This is a genomic window from Streptomyces sp. NPDC040589 (genome assembly GCF_055594445.1).
The window spans coordinates 1-20,370 of sequence record NZ_JBVIWP010000015.1 but is presented as its reverse complement, the minus strand read 5'-3'; the positions used below and the strand labels follow the sequence as shown (position 1 = coordinate 20,370).

The window sequence follows — 20,370 nt, the reverse complement described above, 5'->3', positions numbered from 1 at the left end:
GAGTCCGCGCTGTTGGGTCCGGCCGAGGGCTGATGGCGATGTCGAGGAGTGCGTGAGGGTCCTGGCGGAGGTCCATGCGCGCGACGGCTATCCGGTGAACTGGCCCGATCAGCCCTGCGAGTGGCTGTCACGCGGTCCTTTGCTGGGCTCTTGGGTTGCCGGACTCGAAGGCGGCCTGGTTGGGCATGTCAGCTTGTCGCAAGGCGGCGAAGACGATGTGGCCCCGGCGTTGTGGAGTGAGCGGAACGGGGCGACTCGGGGTATGACCGCCGTGGTCAGCAGGCTGTTCGTTGCCCCGCAGGCGAGGGGACATCGGATCGGTGCGCTGCTGATCGGCCGAGCAGTGGAGGAAGCGCGGCGTTGTGGCCTGCACCCGGTGCTCGACGTCGTGGCATCCGATACCGCGGCGGCAGCCCTGTACGAGCGGCTGGGCTGGGAGCTGATGGCCACAGTCGAGCAGCAGTGGAGTCCGGAGCAGACGGTGGCCATCCGCTGTTACACAGCACCCTCGTGATGTGGCCGGTCATGGCCACTCGTTGAGGTCGGCCTTGTCCGGGATGGTGCAGCGGATCCCGCGCCGCCGCAGATGAGCGCGGTTCTTCCGAGAAGCGTACGCCTTGTCGGCCCGGCCGTGATCACGTCGGACAGGGGCTTCTGCCCCTGTCCGACGGCCAGGTGCGACGTGGTGGTCAGGCCGCCGCACGAGCGCCCGAGCGTGCGCTGCAGGGCCGACCGGCTTCCCGGACTGCCCGACCTGGCCGCACCGCGTGTCACCGCCCGGCCGACGCCCGCTGCTCTCGCAGGGCCGCCACCCGGCGGTAGAGCGCCACGGCTTCGGCGCCGCGGCCCAGTTGCTGCAGGCAGTGCGCCTCGTCGTTGCGGCTGGCGAGGGTGTCGGGGTGGTCCGCGCCGAGGACGCGCTCGCGGGCGGCGGCGACGCGCCGGTACTCGGTGAGAGCGTCGGCCCAGCGGGCCAGCCAGCCCAGGCCGACGGCGACCTCGCGGAGGCTGACCAGGGTGTCCGGATGGTCCGGGCCGAGGACCCGCTCGCGGACGGCGGCGACGTCCCGGGACTCGGCGAGAGCCTCCTCCCAGCGGCCCAGCCGTCCGAGGTTGACGCAGCGGCCATGACGGGCGCGCAGGGTCTCGGGATGGGTCGGGCCCTGGACGCGGGTACGGTCCTCGGCCAGATCGCGGTACAGGTCCAGGGCCTCCGCGCTGCGGCCGAGACGGCCCAGGCTGATGCCGATCTCGTGCCGGGCCGCGAGCGTGTCGGGGTGGTCGGGGCCCAGGGCTCGGGCGCGGGCCCCGGCGACCTCACGGTAGGTCTCCAGGGCTTCGGCCCAGCGGCCCAACTGGCCGAGGGCGTAGGCGACTTCGTAACGGGTGACGAGGGTGTCGGGGTGGTCCGGGCCGAGCACCCGGGCGCGGGCGGCGGCCACCTCGCGGGCCATGCGGTAGGAGTCCTCCAGGCGGCCGAGGCGGCTGAGGTTGAAGGCGAGGTTGTGCCGGCAGCGCAGGGTGTCGGGGTGGTCGGGGCCCATCGTGCGCTCCCGGGCGGTGAGCACCGACGTGTAGACCCGGTGGGCGTCGAAGGGGCGGCCCAACTGGCCGAGCACATAGGCCATTTCCTGGCGGGCGGCGAGCGTGTCGGGGTGGTCGGCGCCGTGACTGCGGATCCTGGCCTCGGTGACGTGCTTGTACTCGCGCAGGGCGTCCTGGGCGCGGCCGGTGCGGCTGAGGGTGAAGGCGACCTCGTAGCGGCTGGCGAGGGTGTCGGGGTGGTCGGGGCCGAGGAGGTGCTCGCGTTCGGCGGCGACCGCCCGGTGCACCTCCCCCGCTTCCGTCCAGCGGCCGAGCCGGCCGAGGCTGAGGCCCGCGTTGTGCCGGCCGGCCAGGGCGGTCAGGACGTCCGGGGACGGGGTGGGCCGTTCCTCGGGGACGGGTTCCTCGACGGGGCCGGCGGCGGGCCGGGCGATCCATTCGCCGGAGAGCCCGGCCGCCGGGTCCGGCGGTGTGGTGCGCAGCCCGGCGCCGGCCGCCTTGTGGCCGGTGGTCATGCCCTGGGTCCAGGACGGCAGCCGGCCCACTCCCGCCAGCGCGTCAGGCGCGGGACGGGCCGCCAGCACGGTCGGGACATACGCCGGCGCGGCCCGGTGCATGCTGATCCGGCGGGCCAGCTCACGGGCGTCGTCGGGTCTTTGGCCGGGTTCCTTGGCCAGCAGGTCCAGGACGACGCGTTCCAGGTATTCGGGCACTTCGCGGCGGTGTTCGCGCAGCGGCCGGGGCGGGGTGTCGCGGTGGCCGACGAGGATCGCCCAGGGGTCGTCGAGGTCGAACGGCGGGACCCCGGTGGCGATCTCGTAGAGCACGCACCCGAACGAGTACAGGTCGCTGCGCTGGTCGACCTCGGTGCCGCTGATCTGCTCCGGAGACATGTAGTGCGGGGTGCCCATGGCGATGCCGGTGCCGGTCAGCCGGGAGGTGAAGCCGATGTCGTGGCCGAGGCGGGCTATGCCGAAGTCGCAGATCTTCACGGTGCCGTCGCCGAGGCGCACGATGTTGGCGGGTTTCAGGTCGCGGTGGACGATGTTCTGCTCGTGGCAGTACGCCAGCGCGGCGGCGACCTGCTCGGCGATCTCCACGACGTCCGCGACCGGCAGCGGATGCTGCTTGTTGTCCTCCAGGAGCTGGCTGAGATTGCGGCCGTCCAGCAGTTCCATGACGAGGTAGAGGACGCCGTCGGACTCGCCGAAGTCGTGCACGACGGTGATGCCCCGGTGCTGGAGCGCTGCGGCCACCCGGGCCTCACGCCGGAACCGCTCCCGGAGTACCCGCGTGAAGGCGTGGTCGTGGTTGGGGCCCAGCGGTTTGAGGCACTTGACGGCGACGTGCCGGCCCAGGGACTCGTCCCGTGCCCGCCACACCTCCCCCATGCCGCCGCGCCCGATCAGATCGAGCAGCCGGTATCGGCCGTGGATGAGCCTGGTCTCCCCCATGTCGCGCGACGCTCCCCCCGGTAGCTGTTCGCCCGCTCCTCCCATGGCCCACTCAGTATGGCGGCCTATCGTCCGAGTTTGTACGGTGCCGGGCGCGCGTCGGGGCCAAGCCTCGCCATGGCGCGCAGGATGTGTTTGGGCGGCAGTTGCCACCGCAGACGTGCGGGAACCCGGCGCAACAGGAGGCCTGTGAGGCGCAGTTGCCGGGCGGCGGTGGCGGGTGCGGGGGCCGGTCTGCCGTACAACTCGTGGGCGTACGGTGGCAGAGAGGCGTACGCCAGTTGTGCCACGCGCCGCCAGAGCACCTCCCGCGCCGGTACCAGGAGCGGGTGCGTCGGCGGGTGGAGGAGGAAGTCGTCCACTTCGCGTGCCTCGGGTCCGGCGGCCAGGTCCGGGCGCGCCTTCTCGAAGTAGGCGGCCAGCTCGGCCCGGTCGGCCGGTACGGTGCCCGGATCGAGTCCCACCAGGCGTGCGCTCTGCCGGTGTTCGGTGATGTAGCGGTCGGCCTCGGCGTCGGTGAGCCGGAACCCGGACCCGCGCAGCACGTGCAGATACGAGTCGATCTCGGCGCAGTGGACCCACAGGAGCAGGTCGGGTTCGTCGACGCCGTAGCGCTCTCCGGTGTCCGGATCGGTCGCCGTCAGCATGCGGTGGATCTTCCGGACGCGGGCACCCGCCCGCTCGGCCGCCTCGGTGGTGCCGTACGTCGTCGTGCCGACGAAGTTCGCGGTGCGCATCAGCCGGCCCCAGGCGTCCCGGCGGAAGTCGGAGTTCTGCATGACGCCGCGTACGGCGCGCGGGTTCAGGGCCTGGAGGTAGAGCGCCCGGATGCCGGCGATCCACATCATCGGGTCGCCGTGCATCTGCCAGGTCACCGAATCAGGAGTGAACAGCCCCGGGTCCGCGCCGGTCATGCGCCCCACCTCCGCCCGGCGCCCACGATGACACAGCTCAAACAACAGGTCGACACCGCGGGAACACCCGCAACACTGTCCAGTCGTTGAGATTTCACCCACCCGGTTAAAGGTTTGGTAAGGCTCCCCTTATAGGCTGACGGCGCCGATCAAGCCCGCTCCGGGCCGCAGCGGCATGCCCGGCCCCCCGCACGACAGGACTCGACATGCGCACCACCTCCCGCGGCCTCATAGCGGCACTCGCTCTCACCCCTCTGCTGGCCGGCTGCTTCGCACCGAGCGACAGCGGCGACGGCGAGGGCGCCGGAGCGGGATCGAGTGGTCGGCTGCGGGTCGCGCTGGCCGTGCCGCCGGTGCAGGCGCTGTCCCCGTACAGCAACGACGCCACCGTGCTGAGCAAGCTGTCCGTCGCCGAGGGCCTCACCGCCCTCGACAGGAACGGCACGGCCAAGCCCGCGCTGGCGAAGTCCTGGAAGCAGGACGGCGAGACGAGCTGGACCTTCGAGCTGCGCGAGGCCACGTTCCAGGACGGCACCGAACTCACCGCCCGGTCCGTCGTCGACGCGCTCGACCACGCGGGCCGGGCCAAGCCCAAGCCCCGCGTCCTGAGCGATGTGGCCCTCACCGCGAAGGCCGAGGACGCCGACACCGTCACCCTCACCACCAAGTCGCCGGACCCGGTGCTGCCGCTGCGGCTGGCCAGCCCCGCGCTGGCGATCCTCTCGGCGAAGGCGTACGCGAAGGACGGCGCCGTCAGCCCGGTCGGCACCGGCACCGGCCCGTTCGAGATCACCCGGCTCAGCGGCAAGGCCAAGGCGTCGCTCACCCGCTTCGACGGCTACTGGGGCGGCAAGGCGAAGGCGCCGGGCATCGACGTCACCTGGATCGCGGACGGCACGGCCCGCGCCAACGCCCTGCGCGGCGGCGAGGCCGACATCGCCGAGTGGATCCCCACCGCCCAGGCGAAGCTGCTCACCGAGGGCACCCGGCACGAAGTGCCCTCCGTGCGCACCGACAGCCTGATCCTCAACACCGGCAGCGGCCTGTTCACCGACGCCGGGCTGCGCGCCGCCGCCCGCGAGGCCGTCGACGGCTCCGCTCTGGTCGACTCCGTCTTCGGCGGCTACGCCGACCCGGCCAAGGGTCTGTTCGGACCCGCCGTCCCCTGGGCCGCCGACCGGCGTGTGAAGGTGACCGGCCGTGCCGAGGCCGCGACCAGCGCGCGAGTGAAGTCCAAGGCCGACGGCAGGACCCTGCGACTGGCCACCTACACCAACCGGGCCGAGCTTCCGGAGGCCGCGACCGTGCTCCAGCAGCAGCTGGAGAAGGCCGGGTTCACGGTGAAGCAGGACGTACGCGAGTACACGCAGATGGAGGCCGACCTCCTCGCGGGCAAGTACGACGCCCTCGTCTTCTCGCGGGTGACGCTCCTCGACACCGGTGACGCGGTCGACTACCTCGCCAGCGACTTCACCAGCGAGGGCGTCTACAACATCCCCGGCCTGAAGGACACAGGCGTGGACAAGGCCATCCGGGCCGCCGCCGCGGAGCGCGACACGGAGCGCCGCCAGGAGAAGATCATGAAGGCGGAGGCGGAGATCCTGCGCACCGACGCCGTGCTGCCGCTGGTCCACGAGCAGGCCGTGCAGGGCATCGCGGCCGATGTCGAGGGCGTGATCCTCGACCCGCGCGAGCGCTCCCTCGTCGATGTCGACACGCGCGTCAAGTAGTGAGTGTCGCCCACGCCCCGGCCGCCCGCCTGTCCCCCTGGCCGGCGGCTGCCGGCCGTGTGCTCTCCGGAGTCGCGCTGCTCGGAGCGGTGGCACTGCTGCCGTGGCTGACCGGCGCGGACCCGGCCCGCACGGTGCTGCGCGCCCGCTCCGCCGACCAGAACCCGACCCCGGCCGAACTGGCCGTCGTACGGGAGCAGTTGGGACTGGATGAAGGGCCGCTCGCGCATCTCGCGCACTGGCTGGGCGGCCTGCCGAGCGGGGACGCGGGCGTCTCGTGGGTGTCCGGGGAAGCCGTCATGCCACAGGTGGGGACAGCCCTTTCGGTGTCGCTGACGCTGATGCTGGGCGCGTTCGTGGTCACCGCCGTCGTGGCGGCGCTGGTATGCGCCCGCACGGTGTTCCTGGGCTCCCGGCGCCGGCTGCGGCAGGACCGTGCGGGTACGTCGGCCGCCGTGCTGGCCGCGCTGCCGAAGTTCCTGCTCGCCTCGGTGCTGGCCACGGTGTGCGGGGTGTGGTTGGGGTGGTTCCCGTCCAGCGGCTGGGAGGGGCCGCGGTCGATGGTGCTGCCCTCGCTCGCCCTCGGCATCCCGTCGGGCGCGATGCTGGGCGGGCTGCTCGACCAGGCGCTGCCCGCCGCCTTCCACGAACCGTGGGCGCGCACGGCGTACGCCGTCGGCCTCCCACCCGGCCGCATCGGCCGCGACGCGCTGCGCCGCACCCTGCCCGGCATGCTGCCGCAGCTGCTGCCGACGGTCGTCGCCCTGGTCGGCGGTGCGGTCGCCGTGGAGAAGATCTTCAACATCCCGGGGCTCGGCCGGCTCGCCCTGGAGGCCGCCGTCGCGCAGGACCTCCCCGTACTGCAGACCGCGACCCTGGCCCTGGTCCTGCTCGGCGTGAGCGCCGGCGTCCTGATCCGGGCCCTGCGGCACGCGCTCCTCGGCCGTCCCCTGCGCGACGGCGCCCTGCCGGCGCTGCACCGGCCCCCGCTCGTCCCGCCGCGCTCCCTGCGCTGGATCACAGCGGCCTGTGCGCTGGGGCTGCTCGCCCTGGTCACGGCGGGCCTGTTGCGCGACCCCCTGGGGGTCGACACGACAGCGCGACTGCTGTCCCCCTCCCTCGAACACCCCCTGGGCACCGACCCTCTGGGCCGGGATCTGCTGGCCCGGCTGGGCCACGGGGCGGTGCGCACGGCGGGGGTCGCCCTCGCCGTGACCATGCTCAGCGCCGTCACCGGACTCCTGCTGGGCATGGCACCGCGGGCGAGCGCCGGTCCGACGGAGGTCGTGTCGACGCTGCCCGCCGTCCTCGCGGGGCTGCTGATCGCGGGCGTGACCGGACCGTCGGTGTGGGGCGCGGCCTGCGCGGTCTGCGCGGTCGGCTGGAGCCCCTACGCCGCCCAGACCGCCGCACTGCTCGAACAGGAACGCGCGAGCGGTCACATCGCCGCGTCCGTCGCGCTCGGGGCCGGGCGGACGCACCTGCTGCGCCGCCACCTGCTCCCCGCGGTGCTACCACCCCTCCTCCGCAACGCCCTGCTCCGGCTGCCCACCACCGTCCTGGTCCTCGCCTCACTCGGCTTCCTCGGCCTCGGCGAACAGCCGCCCACCCCCGAGTGGGGCCGGCTCCTGTCGGAGAACCAGCCCTACGCCGAACTGGCTCCCTGGACCGTGCTGGGTCCGGCCGCGGCGCTGGTGCTGCTCTCCGTGCTGGCGGTGACGGGCAGCGTTCTGGGACGCGAGAAGGCCGTGTGACACGGCCTCCACCGGAGGGGCGTTCGCTCCTCACTATTCGGCCTGCCGACGGATCGCACAGGCAGTGCGCCGCAGCGCCCATTGATCAAACGGTTCGAGCAGCAGCCCGCCGGTACGCCGACAGCGGGGGCCGCGTCGTCGACGGCACGTGGAGCCGGGTGCGCTTCGACATCGGCCGGCGTCTTTCGGCGGCTCCGGCGAGGCGGTTGGATCACTCCGGGACGGGTGATCCGGGGGTCTGCACAGCCGAACACCGTCCGCCGACCGCGGCGCGGCCCCGCCGCCCCACGACCGTTGCCGCGGCGGTGAGCACAACGGACGCCGCAGGTAGTTGGCCTGCCCAACAAGGCCACCGGTAAGGTCGTCCCTGTGACAGGGGAAGAGACGACTTCAGGAAAGTCGGGAGCGGCGTCCGGCAGGCAGCAGCGCCGGAGGCACCCCGGTGATCCGGGTCGTCAGCGGGATCCGGTGGGCACCCGGCGAGCCATCCTGTCCGCCGCCGCGACGGAGTTCGGCACCCATGGTTTCGACGGGGCCCGGGTCGTGCGGATCGCGCAGTCGGCCGGCGTCAGCCATCAGCTGATCACCTACTACTTCGGGGGCAAACGCGGGCTGTACGAGGCGCTGAGCGATCAGTGGCTCGAGGAGTCCATGCGCGTCGGCCAGGCCCGCACCTTCGCGGATGCCGCGCGGCGCTACGTCCACTGGGCGCACGAGGACCCGCGGTGGGTGCACACGCTGACGCGCGAAGAGCCCGGCACGCGCCCGCCCGCCGAGGACGAGCGGGCCGCCGAGCTGTTCAAGCACGTCGAGGAACTCCGCGAGCGGCAGGCGCGCGGTGAATTCCGGAGCGACCTCGACGTGGGGGCCGTGGCCCTCGTCTTCTTCGCCGCCTCGATCGCTCCGGTGGCCATCCCGTGGATCGCCCGTGAACTCGGCCAACAGGACCCCCAATCACCGGAGTTCATCGACCACTACGCGGAGCAGGTGGGCCGGATCGTCTCCGCGCTCGCCGAAGCGCCAACGGCGACACAAGCGGCACAGGAGAAACAGACGGCACAGACGGCACAGGACGAGGGCTCGCCGGTGGACGGCGAGCCCCAGGACTGACGACCACCGGATCCCCGGTTCCGGGAACCCGTACGCCGCTCAGCCGGGCGGCAGCCGCCGGGCCATCTGGAGGTGCGCCAGCTGCCAGTCGCCCGACGAGGACCGCACCCAGACCCGGGTGACGGCGGCCTGGATGACGAACGGGGCCAGCTCGGGCACGAAGGCGACCCGCATCTCCTGGAGACAGCTGACCACGGCCGTGGTGCCGAAGCGCTGGACGGTCACGTCATGGGTGTCCACCTGACTGGTACGGCCCAGGCGTGCCGCGTACCGCAGCCAGTCGTCCACGCCGTGGATGTGGCCCACCGCAGAGTGCACGATCACGCAGTCGGGACGCATCAGGGCGCGGAGCGCCGGTTCCGGGTCCGGGAAGGTCTGTGCGGCGAGCCAGGCGGCCTCGGCCTCCTCGACCGTGGTGGGAGCGGATGCCGGGACGGGGGCGCAGGCGGCGGGGTCTTTCGCCACGGGCGCCTCTGTCGCTGAGTCGGTCACAGTTCCAGCTCCAGGATCGGGGACTTCGACCGGGACGAGCACGGGGTGAACAGGCCCTCCCCGCGCTCCTCGTCGGTCAGGACGTCGTCCCGGTGGTCGGGCTCACCGACGCGCACCCGCACGATGCATTCGCCGCAGATGCCCTGGCCGCACGAGTTGGGCGCCTCGACGCCGTTCGCCAGCAGAACGTCCAGGACGCTCTGGTCCCCGGGGACGAGGTACTCCGCTCCCGTGGAGGACAGGCGCACGGTGAATCCGCCCTCCTCTCCCTCGCCGGGCTCGGCCGCGGCCGGGGGCGAGGCGCTGAAGCGCTCCTTGTGCAGGGCGGACGCGGGCCATCCCAGCTCGGCCGCCCGCCCCAGCGCATAGTCCATGAACCCGCCGGGACCGCAGACGTAGACCGCGGTCCCGGGAGCCGGGTCCCCCAAGTCACGTCTCAGGTCCAGGCGTTGCTCCGGGGGCTCGTCGTCGAAGTGAAGGGTGACCCGCGGATGGTTCTCCAGGTCGGCGACGAAGGCGGCCTCGCTCCGGCTGCGGGCGCAGTAGTGAAGGTGGTAGTCGCCCCCGGTGGCGTCGAGGCTCTGGGCCATCGACAGCAGCGGGGTGATGCCGATGCCGCCCGCGAGAAGCACGTGCCGGCGCGCGGACGTCAGGCCGAAGCGGTTGCGCGGGACGGCGATGCGCAGCGTGTCGCCCTCGGCGAGGGCGTGCATGGCGCGTGAACCGCCGCGCGAGGCGGGCTCGTCGAGGACCGCGAGCCGGTACTGCTTGCGGATGCCCGGTGGTCCGCACAGGGAGTACTGCCGGATCAGTCCCGCCGTACCGACCTGTACGTCGATGTGGGCGCCGGGCTCGTACTCCCACAGCTCGTCGCCGTCGGCCCGGGCGAGGTCGAGGACCGCGATTCTCGGCGTGGCGTCGTAGCGGGCCACGACGACCGCGTCCGTCCAGGTGGTGCTCACGCTTCGGTCACGCCCCTGCCGCCGTGGGCGCTGCCGCCCGGTCCGTCCCCGCGGGCGTCTCCGGCCGGGTGACGAGGCCGGCCTCCACACGGCGGACCGGTTCGCCGGGGGTGGCGACGCCGAGCGGGGTGCGTCCGGCCTCGACGTCGTCCAGCATCGTGCGCAGCATGCGCCGGAGCATGACGACGCCCTTGTCGGACGGCGCCAGGGTCTCTTCGGAGTGCTGGGTGATGGGGCCCTGCGACCACTGGGCCTCGTAGTCGCCGGGGAAGCGCTGCTTCTCCTCCTCGCTGAGCTGCCAGCCGTCCTTGCCGTTCTGCTTGATGCCGAACATGAAGGACGTGGCCCGCTCGGGGTCGGCGGAGCGGATGGAGAAGACCAGCCGGTGGTGGGTGTCGTCGGCGGGGACGACCCAGATCAGCATGTCGTTGCGGACGTCGGGGGTCGAGCGGATGAAGTCGGGCAGGGCGATGACGTTGGGCAGCATGCACTCCACTGACCACTCCAGGTCGATGGGTGCGCCGCCCTCGCCCTTGGTGTCCCGGTAGCGCCAGATGTACTTCACGCCGTTGTCGGTGCGGTGGTAGGTGGTGCGCTCGGCGGCGGTGCGGTGGTCGTAGTAGTGCTCGGGGAAGCCGGTCGTTCCGGTGCCCTGGAACTGGAACCCGCTGTGGTTGGAGTGCAGCCACGCCGCGTGCACGGGGTCGACGGCGTTCTCGAACAGCTGGAGCCAGTTGTAGTCCTGCTCCAGGCCGATGACCTCGGCGCCGGGCACCATCCAGCTGGTGTGGTAGCTCTCGCCCTCACCCAGGGGTTCGAGGCTGTCGTAGCGCGGCAGCGGGGGCTTGAGCTCGGGCGGGCCCATGTAGACGAAGACCAGGCCGTAGGCCTCCTCCACCGGATACCACGGCTGACGTGCGAGATCGCGGCGCTTTCCGCCGTCGAGTTCGCAGGCCTGGTCCAGGCAGTGGCCCTGCACGTCGAACTTCCAGCCGTGGTAGCAGCAGCGGATGCCGTCCTCCTCGACGCGGCCGTAGAAGAGGCTGCTGCCGCGGTGCGCGCACCGTTCGAAGACGACGCCGGGGCGGCCCTGGCCGTCCCGGAAGACGATCAGGTTCTCGCCCAGCAGGCGCACGCGGTGCGGAACGTCGCTGGTCAGAGCGGTGGAGCTGGCGATCGGCTGCCAGTGGCGGCGCAGCGCCTCACCCATCGGGGTGCCGGGGCCGACCTCGGTCAGGCGGGCGTCGTGGGAGGAGGGCTTACGGCCGTAGCCGGTTCCCGTGTCGGGCACGGTCGTGTCGGTCATGTGGACCATCTCCTCGGCGTTGAGGCAGTGGGGAGGCGTGTACGAGGGCCGTTCGCGGGGTCGGACAGCCCGCGGTCGAGGCTGCTTCGCCCTGTCGCGAGGCGTCACGGCACGAGCGTGCGGCGGCTCTTCCGGCACGCTCGGACAGGGACGGACAGGCCTGGCGAGCGGTGTGCGCCCCTGAGGCGCTCATGCCGTTGTACGGCTCTGATGAAAAACTGTCAACGGCTCCGACCTGGTTTGATGAATTACTTGCAGACCCCTGTCGGATCGCCGGACGCCCTTGTTACGGTGACCCGGCACCGAGGTGACGACCCGCTCACGGACTTGAGCCACACCTCGCGACAACACCTGAGAACGTGCCGAGCCGGCGACCGCCTCCCCGCGATTTTCCGCAGCTCCTCCAGCGCGCGTTCACTCCAGAGCCGAAGGGGACGAGATGTCCGTAACCACCGCAGGACCCTCCGTATGAGCGCCGGGCATGGCGCCGAGTACGACTACGTCGTCGTCGGCGCGGGTACGGCCGGCTGCGTCCTCGCCGCGCGCCTGTCCGCGGACACCGGGACACGGGTGCTGCTGATCGAGGCCGGTCCGCCCGCGGACCGCGGCCTGCTCGTTCAACTCCCCCTCGGGGTCGGGCTGCTGTCGGGACGCAAAGGCATCGGCTGGGGTTACGAGTCGGAACCCGAGCCGGGCCTGAACGGCAGGCGCATTCCGGTCCCGCGTGGCCGGCTGGTCGGCGGCACCGGATCGATCAACGGCTCGACCCATGTCCGCGCGCACCGCCTCGACTACGACGACTGGGTCAAGTCCGGTGCGACGGGTTGGGGTTGGGATGACCTGCTGCCGTACTTCCGCCGCTCGGAGAGCAGTTGGCGCGGGGACACCGAGCACCACGGCGGGTACGGACCCGTCACCGTGTCGACCACGGTCCGGCGAGGTCCCTTCGGCCGCCGTCTGGACCGCGCCGCCCGATCGCTGGGCATCGAGTTCCCCGACGACACCCAGAGCGGGGACCCCACCGGGGCGGGCCAGGTCGAGAACGCCATCCACCGCGGGCGGCGGCACAGCACCGCCGCCGCGTACCTGCGGCCCGCGCTGCGGCGACGCCCCGGCCTCGCCCTGCTCACCGGGGTGCTGGTGGACACGCTCGTGCTCGACCGGGGACGCGTCACGGGCGTCCGTGTCGTGAAGGGCGGACAGAGCCGGGTGATCCGGGCGGCCCGCGAGGTCGTGGTCTGCGCGGGTGTCTACAACTCGCCGCAGCTGCTGATGCGTTCGGGCATCGGACCGGCGGATCACCTGCGCGAGCACGGCATCGAACCGGTGGCGGACCTGGCCGGCGTCGGCGCCAACCTCCAGGACCACCCGGCGGCTCCCGTGCTGTTCGACGTCAAGGATCCGGTGACCTTCCACGAACACCTGCGCGTCGACCGCGCGGCGGTGGGCGCGCTCCGCTGGTTCCTCACCGGGAACGGTCCACTGGCCGGGATGCCCGAGTTCCTCTCCGCGTACATTCGCACCCGCCCCGACCTGGACCGTCCCGACGGGTTCCTCGGCATCCTGGGCGGCGGTTTCGACGCCCGGCCGTGGTTCCCCGGCATCCGGCCGCTCAAGGACCGGCACTGCGTGGCCCTCAACGCCGTCGCGACCCCTCGCAGCCGCGGCGAGGTCAGGCTGGGCTCCGCCGACCCGGCCGCCCCGCCGCGGATCACGTTCAACCTGCTCACCGAGCCGGAGGACGTCGCCGCGCTGCGGGAGACCGTACGCACCACGCTGGCCGTCCTGCGCAGCCCGGAGGTCTCCCCGATGATCCGGGCGGAGCTCGCACCGGGCCCCGACGTGCGCACCGACGCCGACTTCGAACGCTATCTGCGCGAGACCGGCTACTCCGCCAACCACGCCTGCGGCACGTGCGCCATCGGAACCTCCGAGACCGCGGTCGTCGACCCCGAGCTGCGGGTGCGCGGCATCGACGGGCTGCGTGTCGTGGACGCGTCGGTGCTGCCGACCGTGCCCGGCGCGAACATCAACGCCACCGTCATCGCCGTGGCGGAGAAGGCCTCGGACCTGATCCGCGGGATCCCGGCAGCCTCCGGTGCCCCGCTCCATGAGAGGACCGCGGGATGAGGGAACCGCTGTCGTACGCCATCGCGCACGGGGCGGCCGAGGCCGCGCTGGAGGCGGCCCGGGCCGAGGGGGCGCGGATCTGCGTGGCGGTCGTCAACCGCAGCGGCATCACCAAGGTGCTGCTCAGCGACGACGGAGTCGGCCCCATCGGGATCGGGACCGCGCGCCGCAAGGCCTACACCGCCGCCGTCACCGGCCTGCCGACCTCGAAGTTCGCCGCTTTCGCCGCGTCCCCCGCGATGGCCGTCGCGCCCGTGCACCTCGTCGACGCCGGCCTCCTCGCCGTACCGGGCGGGGTGCCCATCACCGTGGACGACGGCGAGGTCATCGGTGCCGTCGGCGTCGGCGGAGCCGACGCCGAGACCGACGAGCGACTCGCCTCCCGCGCCCTGGAAGGCCTGAAGGACCTGATCGCGTGAACTGCTCTGCCACCCGTGACACCAAAGGAGAACGACCGTGATCGAGGACTTCCTCGTCGTCGAGGGCGTGGCCCACAACTACAACTTCCGGCCCGAGAACTGCGTCGACCCGCACATCGGGGCGGCCATCGGCGAGCATCTCTACGGCCTGCACAAGCGGGTCAGCGGCCCCGAGTACACCCTCGAACGCTCCACCTACCTGCAGGGCGCGGGCGCTGACATCATCGGCCGGGCCCTGCTCGCTGAGAGCCAGACCGACGTGATCGCCTACCACGAGACGCCCATCTACGGCCACTTCCGGGACGGGGGCTCGGCGCTGAGCGTCGGCCTTGAGATGCGCGAGAAGTGGCCGGAGCGCGTGCTGATCTACGGCGCGGTGTCCCCGCTGCGCCCCGGCGCCCTGGACCGGGTGGACGAGCTGGTGGAAAAGCACCGGGTCAACGCCCTCAAGCTCTATCCGATCGATGTCGTCGAGGGCCGGGTGACCGCGCTGGACATGGGTGACCCGGAGATCTGCTTCCCGCTGTTCGAGCGGGCCCGGCAGCACGGTCTGAAGGTCGTGGCCATCCACAAGGCCCTCCCGGTCGGGCCCGGGCCGACCTCCGCCCTCGGGATGAGCGACGTGGAAGCCGCCGCGCTGGCCTTCCCCGACCTCACCTTCGAAGTCGTCCACGGCGGCATGGCCTTCGTCGAGGAGACGGCCCTTCAGCTGGAGTCCTTCCGCAACATATGGGTCAACCTGGAGGCCACGTCGTTCATGGCGGTCTACGCGCCCCGTCGCTTCGCCCAGGCGATGGGTGCCTTCCTGCAGGCCGGCGCCGCCGAGCGGATCATCTGGGCGACCGGCTGCGACGCCGTCCACCCCCGGCCGGCGATCGAGGCGTTCTGGAACTTCGAGATGCCTCGTGACCTGATCGAGGAGTACGGGCTGCCCGAGCTCACCAAGGAGATCAAGGCCGACATCCTCGGCCGTAACTTCCTGCGGATGCACGGCATCGACGAGAAGGACCTCCGCGCGCGCATCCGCGGCGACGAGTTCGACACCACCGAACTCCAGGAGCCGTGGGGCGGACGCGTCGCCCCGGTCGACGACGCGTTGGCCGGTGCCCGATGACGGTCACGGAAGCCCAGGTCCGCGCGACGCTCAACGAGATCCTCGATCCGTGCAGCATCACCGCGGGAGTACCCGCCGGACTCGACGACATGGGACTCGTCGGTGACATTCGCGTACGGGACGACGGCGCCGGCGGCCGGCGCATCGCGGTCACCGTCGGCGTGACCGAGCCGAGCTGCGTGCTCATCGGCTCGTTCGCGACCGAGGCCCAGGTCCGGCTCACGGCTCTGGCCGGTGTCTCCGCGGTGGACGTGCGGCTCGCGGACGACTTCGACTGGACCCCGGACCGGCTCGCACCGCACTACCGGCAACGACTCGACGAACACCGTGCACACAAACGTCGCACACTCCCCCTTATCGCCATGGCCAGGACAGGACCAGCCGTTGACCAGTGAGACCTCGCAGCAGCCGCACACCTTCGACCCGACGGCCGTGGCGGCGAACAACGCCGCCGTCATGGGCCGCTTCATGGAAGGGCTCAGCCAGGCACCGCTGCCGCCCGAGAGGGTCGACCCGACGCCCGTCCGGGTGGTGCGCGACATCGCATACGGCGCGGCACCGGGCGCGGACCTGCGGATGGATCTGTACCTACCGACGTCCGCGACGACCCCCGCCCCCGTGATCGTATGGCTGCCAGGTGGCGGCTGGCGGCATCAACGCCGGGGCTACGGGCCCCGCTTGCCCCGGCTCTTCGCCGAACGCGGATACGCCATGGCGGACATCGAGTACCGCTCCTCCGAGGTCGCCGTCTGGCCCGCGCAACTGCACGACGTCCAGGCCGCGTTGGGCCACCTGCACGACCTGGCGGACACCCACGGCCTGGACCCGGCGTCGATCGGCCTGTGGGGCAGCTCGTCCGGCGCGCATCTCGCCCTGCTCACGGCCTTCGCCACCGACGCCGACGGCTCCCCCGCGGTGCCCGGCGTACGCGCGGTGGTGGCGGGCTATCCCCCGACCGACCTGCTCCGGCTCAATGAGGACGCGCTGCCCGGTGGAACGCTGGGCGTGGATCACTCCGATCCGGCGTGGGGTCTGCTGGGCGGCCCGCCGTCGGACCGGGCCGCCGCCGCGGTCGAGGCCAGCCCGGCCCGGCAGGCCCACCCGCGGGTGCCGCCCGTGCTGCTTCTGCACGGCGACGCCGACCTGCTCATCGGCCCGGCCCAGAGCCGCCGCCTCCACGACACCCTGGTCGCCGCGGGCGCCGAGTCCCATCTGCTGCTGGTGCACGGCGCCGACCACGGCCTCCTCAACACCGGCGCCTGGGAACTGAACCCCATGACGGCCACGGTGCGGTCCTCGAACTTCCCGGACGCCGAGGGCTCCGCGCGGCTGACCCCCGCGCTGATCGAGCGCTTCTTCGACCGCCACCTGCGAACGGACCCCTGGAACACCTGACACACCACGGCGCTATGACGGCATCGGCCGCGCCCTGTCCCGTCGCGCTCCGTGGACGCCTACGGGCAGGGATGCCCACGAGCGCAGGGTGTTGTCGGGGTGGCGGTGCGGTGTGCCGATGAGTTCGATGCGCTCGACGCGGCCGGCCGGCGCGGTCGGCAGGCCTGTTGGTCGCCTTCCCGCCGGAAGCCGGGACAGTCCAGGCGGTGCGGCAAGGAAGCGGGCTACGACAGTTGGATGCCGAGTCGCTCCGCGAGCTCGTGGGCGCTGACGCCGTACGTCTCCCGGATCCGTACGCCGTCGGGACCGACGTCGAAGACGCCGTGGTCGGTGTAGACGCGGCTGACGCATCCGACGCCGGTGAGGGGGTAGGTGCAGTGCGGCACGAGTTTCGGTTCACCGGAGCGGGTGAAGAGCGGCATCATCACGTAGACGTCCTTGGCGCCGATGGCGAGGTCCATGGCGCCGCCGACGGCGGGGATGTCCTCGGGCCTGCCCGTGGTCCAGTTGGCGAGGTCACCGTCGAAGGCGACCTGGTAGGCGCCGAGGACGCAGACGTCGAGGTGCCCGCCGCGCATCATGGCGAAGGAGTCGGCATGGTGGAAGTACGCCGCCCCCGGGAGTTCGGTCACCGGGACCTTGCCGGCGTTGGTCAGGTCGGGGTCGACCGCGTCGCCCTCGGCCTTCGGCCCCATGTTGAGCATGCCGTTCTCGGTGTGCAGCACCACACCGGAGCCGGCCGGCAGATGGTCGGCGATCTTGGTGGGCTGCCCGATACCGAGGTTGACGAAGGAACCGGCCGGGATGTCACGTGCGATGACGGCGGCCAGTTCGCCCATCGAGAGCCGGCGGTCGGCGCGCACCTGATCGCTTGGCGTGGTGGTCATCGTGCCCCCTGAACGGTGTAGTGACGGGCCTCGACCTGGACGACCCGGTCGACGTAGATGGACGGGGTGACGATGGCCTCGGGGTCGAGCTTGCCGGGCTCGACGACCTGGTCGACCTGGACGATGGCCGTCGTCGCGGCCGTGGCCATGACCGGTCCGAAGTTGCGGGCCGTCTTGCGATAGACGAGGTTGCCCATCGCGTCCGCGATGTGCGCGCCGATCAGCGCGTAGTCGCCCTTGATGGGGTATTCCAGCAGGTACTTCCGGCCGTTGATCTCACGCTCCTCCTTGCCCTCGGCCAGCGGTGTGCCGACCGCGGTCGGGCAGTAGAACGCGCCGATGCCGGCACCGGCCGCGCGCATCCGCTCGGCGAGGTTGCCCTGCGGCACCACCTCCAGCTCGATCTTCCCCGCGCGGTAGAGACCGTCGAAGACCCAGGAGTCGGCCTGGCGCGGGAAGGAGCACAGCACCTTGCGCACCCGGCCGGCGGCCAGCAGCGCGGCCAGCCCGACGTCACCGTTGCCCGCGTTGTTGGACACGATCGTGAGGTCCTTCGCGCCCTGCCGGATGAGCGCGTCGATCAGATCGAACGGCATCCCGGCCAGGCCGAAACCGCCGACGAGGATCGTGGACTCGTCCTCGATCCCGGCGACCGCGGCGTCGGTGCTCTCGAGGATCTCCGCCCGGCTCATCGGTCCGAGCCCATGACGTCGCAGTTCTCGAGTACGACGGCCAGGCCCTGGCCGACCCCGATGCAGATCGCGGCGACGCCGTAGCGCTGCCTCGTCGCGCGCAGCACCTTGGCCAGCGTGGCGAGGACGCGGCCGCCCGAGGCGCCCAGCGGGTGCCCGATCGCGATGGCGCCGCCCTTCTGGTTGACGATGTCCGGGTCGACCTTCCACGCGTCGACGCAGGCGAGCGACTGCACGGCGAAGGCCTCGTTGAGCTCGACCGCGCCCACCTGGTCCCAGCCGATCCCGGCCCGGGCCAGCGCACGGTTCGCGGCCTCGACCGGGGCGTAGCCGAAGCCCTGCGGCTCCAGCGCCATCACACCGCGGCCCACGATACGGGCGATCGGGTCGGCCCCGATCACGGCCGCGGCCTTCTCGCTGCCCAACAGCACCGCGGAGGCACCGTCGTTGAGCGGGCTGGCGTTCCCCGCGGTAATGGTGCCGCCCTGCTCCGCCGTACGGAAGACCGGCCTCAGCCCGGCCAGGACCTCCGGCGTGGATCCGGCCCGGATGCCTTCGTCGCGGGCCAGGCCGACGCCCTCGACCGGCACCACCAGGTCATCGTAGAAGCCCGACTCCCATGCCTGATGGGCGAGTTGGTGGGAGCGGGCGGCGAACGCGTCCTGCCGTTCGCGAGAAATTCCGAAGCGCTCCCGGAGCTGCTCGTTGGCCTCACCGAGGCTGACCGTCCACTCCTTCGGCATCCGCGGGTTGACCAGCCGCCAGCCGAGCGTGGTCGAGACCGCGGTGACATCTCCGGCCGGGAACGGCTTCGCCGACTTCGGCAGCACCCACGGCGCACGCGTCATGGACTCCACGCCGCCGGTCAGCACCACCTCGGCGTCGCCGGACTCGATCGTGCGACTGGCCGTCATCGCCGCGTCGAGGCTCGAACCGCACAGCCGGTTGACCGTGGTGCCGGGCACGCTCACCGGGAGCCCGGCGAGCAGCGCCGCCATGCGGCCGACGTTGCGGTTCTCCTCGCCGGCGCCGTTGGCGTTGCCCCACACCACGTCGTCGATCGCGACGGGGTTGAGACCCGGCACCCGGGCGAGCGTCGAGGTGATCGCGGCGGCGGCGAGGTCGTCGGGGCGGACACCAGCCAGCGCACCGTTGAAACGGCCGAACGGCGTCCGCGTCGCGGCGTAGATGAAAGCACTCATGGCAGCGACGCTAATCTCCGGCCGCGATATTCTGAAGTACGCATATCCGAGCCGATTGATATGGACGACATATGGATCTGCGACACCTCCGGTACTTCGTGGCGGTGGCCGAGGAGCGCCACTTCGGGCGCGCCGCCGAGCGGCTTCACATGGCTCAGCCGCCGCTGTCCCAGCAGATCCGCCAGCTCGAAACCGAGCTCGGCGTACAGCTGCTGCACCGCACCACGCGCCGCGTCGACCTCACCGAGGCCGGCCGGGCCTACCTGGAGCGGGCGCGCGGGATCCTCGCCGACGTCGACGAGGCCAGCCACCACGCACGGCTCGTCGCCGCCGGCTCGGTGGGACACCTCGCGATCGGGTGCGTGGGCTCGGCGACGTACAGCCTCCTGCCCACGCTCTCGCGCCGGCTCACGGAGGAGCTCCCCGGCGTCGACTTCTCCTTCCGCGGCGAGATGCTCGCGCCCGACCAGGTCGAGGCACTGCGCACCGGCGCGATCGACATCGCGCTGCTGCGCCCTCCGGCCGCCGACCTCTCGCTCACCGCGCACACGCTGCGCCGGGACCGGCTCGTCGTCGCCGTACCGGCCGACCACCCCCTCGCCCGCCGGAAACGGCTACGCACCGCAGACCTCGCCGGCACCGACCTGATCGTGCACTCCGCCGACCGCCGGTCGGTGATGTACGACATCGTCCTGGGCCTCATGCGCGACGCCGGCGTCGAGCCGCACATCCGCCACGAGGTCGGCGAGACCTCGACGCTGGTCATGCTCGTGGCCGGCGGCCTCGGCGTCGCCGTCGTACCCGAGCCCGTGACCGCGCTGGCGCTCGAGGGCGTCGCCTACCGACCGCTGGCCGGGGCCGACGCACGCGTGGAGCTGGCCGTCGCCCACCGCGCCGACCGCTCCGAGCCGCACCTGGAGCGCACGGTGGGGATCATCCAGGCGATGTTCTGAGACGTCCCCCGACGCCGGACAAGGTTCGACGTGGGGCGCCAGCTCGAAGGTGAGGATCTGCTGGCCGATCGCGTCGTTCAGCTCGCCCACATCGGCCAGCGCATCCTGCACACCATCGCCCCCGACCACTGCGACGGTGTCCGCGGCTGAGAACGCTCGAGGGTTCCCGGGAGGCCCGACCGACGTGCCGACCTAGGCCGTTTCGTTTGGATCACCGAACCCTTGGCATGTGAGGGCGCTCGTCGAGTGCGGCGCCTCCGGCGGCCTCTGTAGCCTGGCGGCGCTGTACGTCGAGGGGGAGCTGACCGTGG

At 72.1% G+C, this 20,370-nt stretch carries 18 protein-coding genes; 10 read left to right on the top strand and 8 right to left on the bottom strand.

What is annotated here, in order from left to right:
- Positions 1 to 52 precede the first annotated feature (52 nt).
- Positions 53 to 514: a GNAT family N-acetyltransferase gene (locus tag ACZ58V_RS39180; RefSeq protein WP_468189578.1), complete on the top strand. Its 462-nt coding sequence runs from the start codon at positions 53 to 55 to the stop codon at positions 512 to 514.
- A gap of 256 nt (positions 515 to 770) precedes the next feature.
- Here ACZ58V_RS39180 and ACZ58V_RS39175 read toward each other — a convergent pair whose 3' ends face one another.
- Together ACZ58V_RS39175 and ACZ58V_RS39170 are read right to left on the bottom strand one after the other, a co-directional pair.
- Positions 771 to 2,999, bottom strand: a complete 2,229-nt coding sequence (locus tag ACZ58V_RS39175) for a serine/threonine-protein kinase (protein WP_471296041.1) — start codon at positions 2,997 to 2,999, stop codon at positions 771 to 773.
- Positions 3,000 to 3,064: 65 nt separating this feature from the next.
- Positions 3,065 to 3,913: an oxygenase MpaB family protein gene (locus ACZ58V_RS39170; RefSeq protein WP_468189313.1), complete on the bottom strand. Its 849-nt coding sequence runs from the start codon at positions 3,911 to 3,913 to the stop codon at positions 3,065 to 3,067.
- A gap of 206 nt (positions 3,914 to 4,119) precedes the next feature.
- On the opposite strand from ACZ58V_RS39170, the gene ACZ58V_RS39165 reads away from it, so the two are divergent.
- From ACZ58V_RS39165 to ACZ58V_RS39155, 3 genes are all read left to right on the top strand, one after another.
- Positions 4,120 to 5,643, top strand: a complete 1,524-nt coding sequence (locus tag ACZ58V_RS39165) for an ABC transporter substrate-binding protein (protein WP_471296039.1) — start codon at positions 4,120 to 4,122, stop codon at positions 5,641 to 5,643.
- A complete protein-coding gene (locus tag ACZ58V_RS39160; protein ID WP_471296037.1) occupies positions 5,643 to 7,397 on the top strand; it encodes an ABC transporter permease subunit in 1,755 nt (584 codons plus the stop codon). The genes ACZ58V_RS39165 and ACZ58V_RS39160 overlap by 1 nt, the downstream gene beginning before the upstream one ends.
- A 468-nt stretch (positions 7,398 to 7,865) precedes the next feature.
- The gene (locus tag ACZ58V_RS39155; RefSeq protein ID WP_468198531.1) at positions 7,866 to 8,507 is read left to right on the top strand and encodes a TetR/AcrR family transcriptional regulator; all 642 of its coding nucleotides are present in this window, start codon (positions 7,866 to 7,868) and stop codon (positions 8,505 to 8,507) included.
- Between the two features lie 39 nt (positions 8,508 to 8,546).
- Here the strand turns inward: ACZ58V_RS39155 and ACZ58V_RS39150 are convergent, their stop codons facing one another.
- The 3 genes from ACZ58V_RS39150 to ACZ58V_RS39140 are packed head-to-tail and all read right to left on the bottom strand — an operon-like array spanning position 8,547 to position 11,267.
- Complete coding sequence (locus ACZ58V_RS39150; protein ID WP_468198529.1) at positions 8,547 to 8,972, bottom strand: nuclear transport factor 2 family protein; 426 nt, start codon at positions 8,970 to 8,972, stop codon at positions 8,547 to 8,549.
- Positions 8,973 to 8,995: 23 nt separating this feature from the next.
- The gene (locus tag ACZ58V_RS39145; RefSeq protein ID WP_468198527.1) at positions 8,996 to 9,961 is read right to left on the bottom strand and encodes a PDR/VanB family oxidoreductase; all 966 of its coding nucleotides are present in this window, start codon (positions 9,959 to 9,961) and stop codon (positions 8,996 to 8,998) included.
- A 7-nt stretch (positions 9,962 to 9,968) separates the two neighbouring features.
- Positions 9,969 to 11,267: a Rieske 2Fe-2S domain-containing protein gene (locus ACZ58V_RS39140; protein WP_468198525.1), complete on the bottom strand. Its 1,299-nt coding sequence runs from the start codon at positions 11,265 to 11,267 to the stop codon at positions 9,969 to 9,971.
- Between the two features lie 468 nt (positions 11,268 to 11,735).
- Between ACZ58V_RS39140 and ACZ58V_RS39135 the strand changes: the two genes are divergently transcribed.
- The 5 genes from ACZ58V_RS39135 to ACZ58V_RS39115 are packed head-to-tail and all read left to right on the top strand — an operon-like array spanning position 11,736 to position 16,325.
- Positions 11,736 to 13,397 (top strand): GMC family oxidoreductase, encoded by a 1,662-nt coding sequence (locus ACZ58V_RS39135; protein ID WP_471296033.1) that lies wholly within the window; start codon positions 11,736 to 11,738, stop codon positions 13,395 to 13,397.
- On the top strand, positions 13,394 to 13,816 hold the full coding sequence (locus ACZ58V_RS39130) for a GlcG/HbpS family heme-binding protein (protein WP_471296030.1): 423 nt from the start codon (positions 13,394 to 13,396) through the stop codon (positions 13,814 to 13,816). The genes ACZ58V_RS39135 and ACZ58V_RS39130 overlap by 4 nt, the downstream gene beginning before the upstream one ends.
- Positions 13,817 to 13,853: 37 nt before the next feature.
- Positions 13,854 to 14,930, top strand: a complete 1,077-nt coding sequence (locus ACZ58V_RS39125; protein ID WP_471296029.1) for an amidohydrolase family protein — start codon at positions 13,854 to 13,856, stop codon at positions 14,928 to 14,930.
- Positions 14,927 to 15,325, top strand: a complete 399-nt coding sequence (locus ACZ58V_RS39120) for a metal-sulfur cluster assembly factor (protein WP_471296026.1) — start codon at positions 14,927 to 14,929, stop codon at positions 15,323 to 15,325. Before ACZ58V_RS39125 ends, ACZ58V_RS39120 begins: the two co-directional genes overlap by 4 nt.
- Entirely contained in the window at positions 15,315 to 16,325 is a 1,011-nt protein-coding gene (locus ACZ58V_RS39115) for an alpha/beta hydrolase fold domain-containing protein (protein ID WP_468198512.1), read from the top strand. Before ACZ58V_RS39120 ends, ACZ58V_RS39115 begins: the two co-directional genes overlap by 11 nt.
- 224 nt (positions 16,326 to 16,549) lie before the next feature.
- Here ACZ58V_RS39115 and ACZ58V_RS39110 read toward each other — a convergent pair whose 3' ends face one another.
- Genes ACZ58V_RS39110 through ACZ58V_RS39100 form a run of 3 tightly spaced genes read right to left on the bottom strand, consistent with a single transcriptional unit; the run spans position 16,550 to position 19,106 of the window.
- The gene (locus tag ACZ58V_RS39110) at positions 16,550 to 17,212 is read right to left on the bottom strand and encodes a 3-oxoacid CoA-transferase subunit B (protein ID WP_471296022.1); all 663 of its coding nucleotides are present in this window, start codon (positions 17,210 to 17,212) and stop codon (positions 16,550 to 16,552) included.
- Entirely contained in the window at positions 17,209 to 17,904 is a 696-nt protein-coding gene (locus ACZ58V_RS39105) for a 3-oxoacid CoA-transferase subunit A (RefSeq protein WP_468198508.1), read from the bottom strand. The genes ACZ58V_RS39110 and ACZ58V_RS39105 overlap by 4 nt, the downstream gene beginning before the upstream one ends.
- Entirely contained in the window at positions 17,901 to 19,106 is a 1,206-nt protein-coding gene (locus tag ACZ58V_RS39100; protein ID WP_468198505.1) for a thiolase family protein, read from the bottom strand. The genes ACZ58V_RS39105 and ACZ58V_RS39100 overlap by 4 nt, the downstream gene beginning before the upstream one ends.
- A gap of 71 nt (positions 19,107 to 19,177) precedes the next feature.
- On the opposite strand from ACZ58V_RS39100, the gene ACZ58V_RS39095 reads away from it, so the two are divergent.
- Positions 19,178 to 20,059, top strand: a complete 882-nt coding sequence (locus ACZ58V_RS39095; RefSeq protein WP_471296018.1) for a LysR substrate-binding domain-containing protein — start codon at positions 19,178 to 19,180, stop codon at positions 20,057 to 20,059.
- Positions 20,060 to 20,370 lie beyond the last annotated feature (311 nt).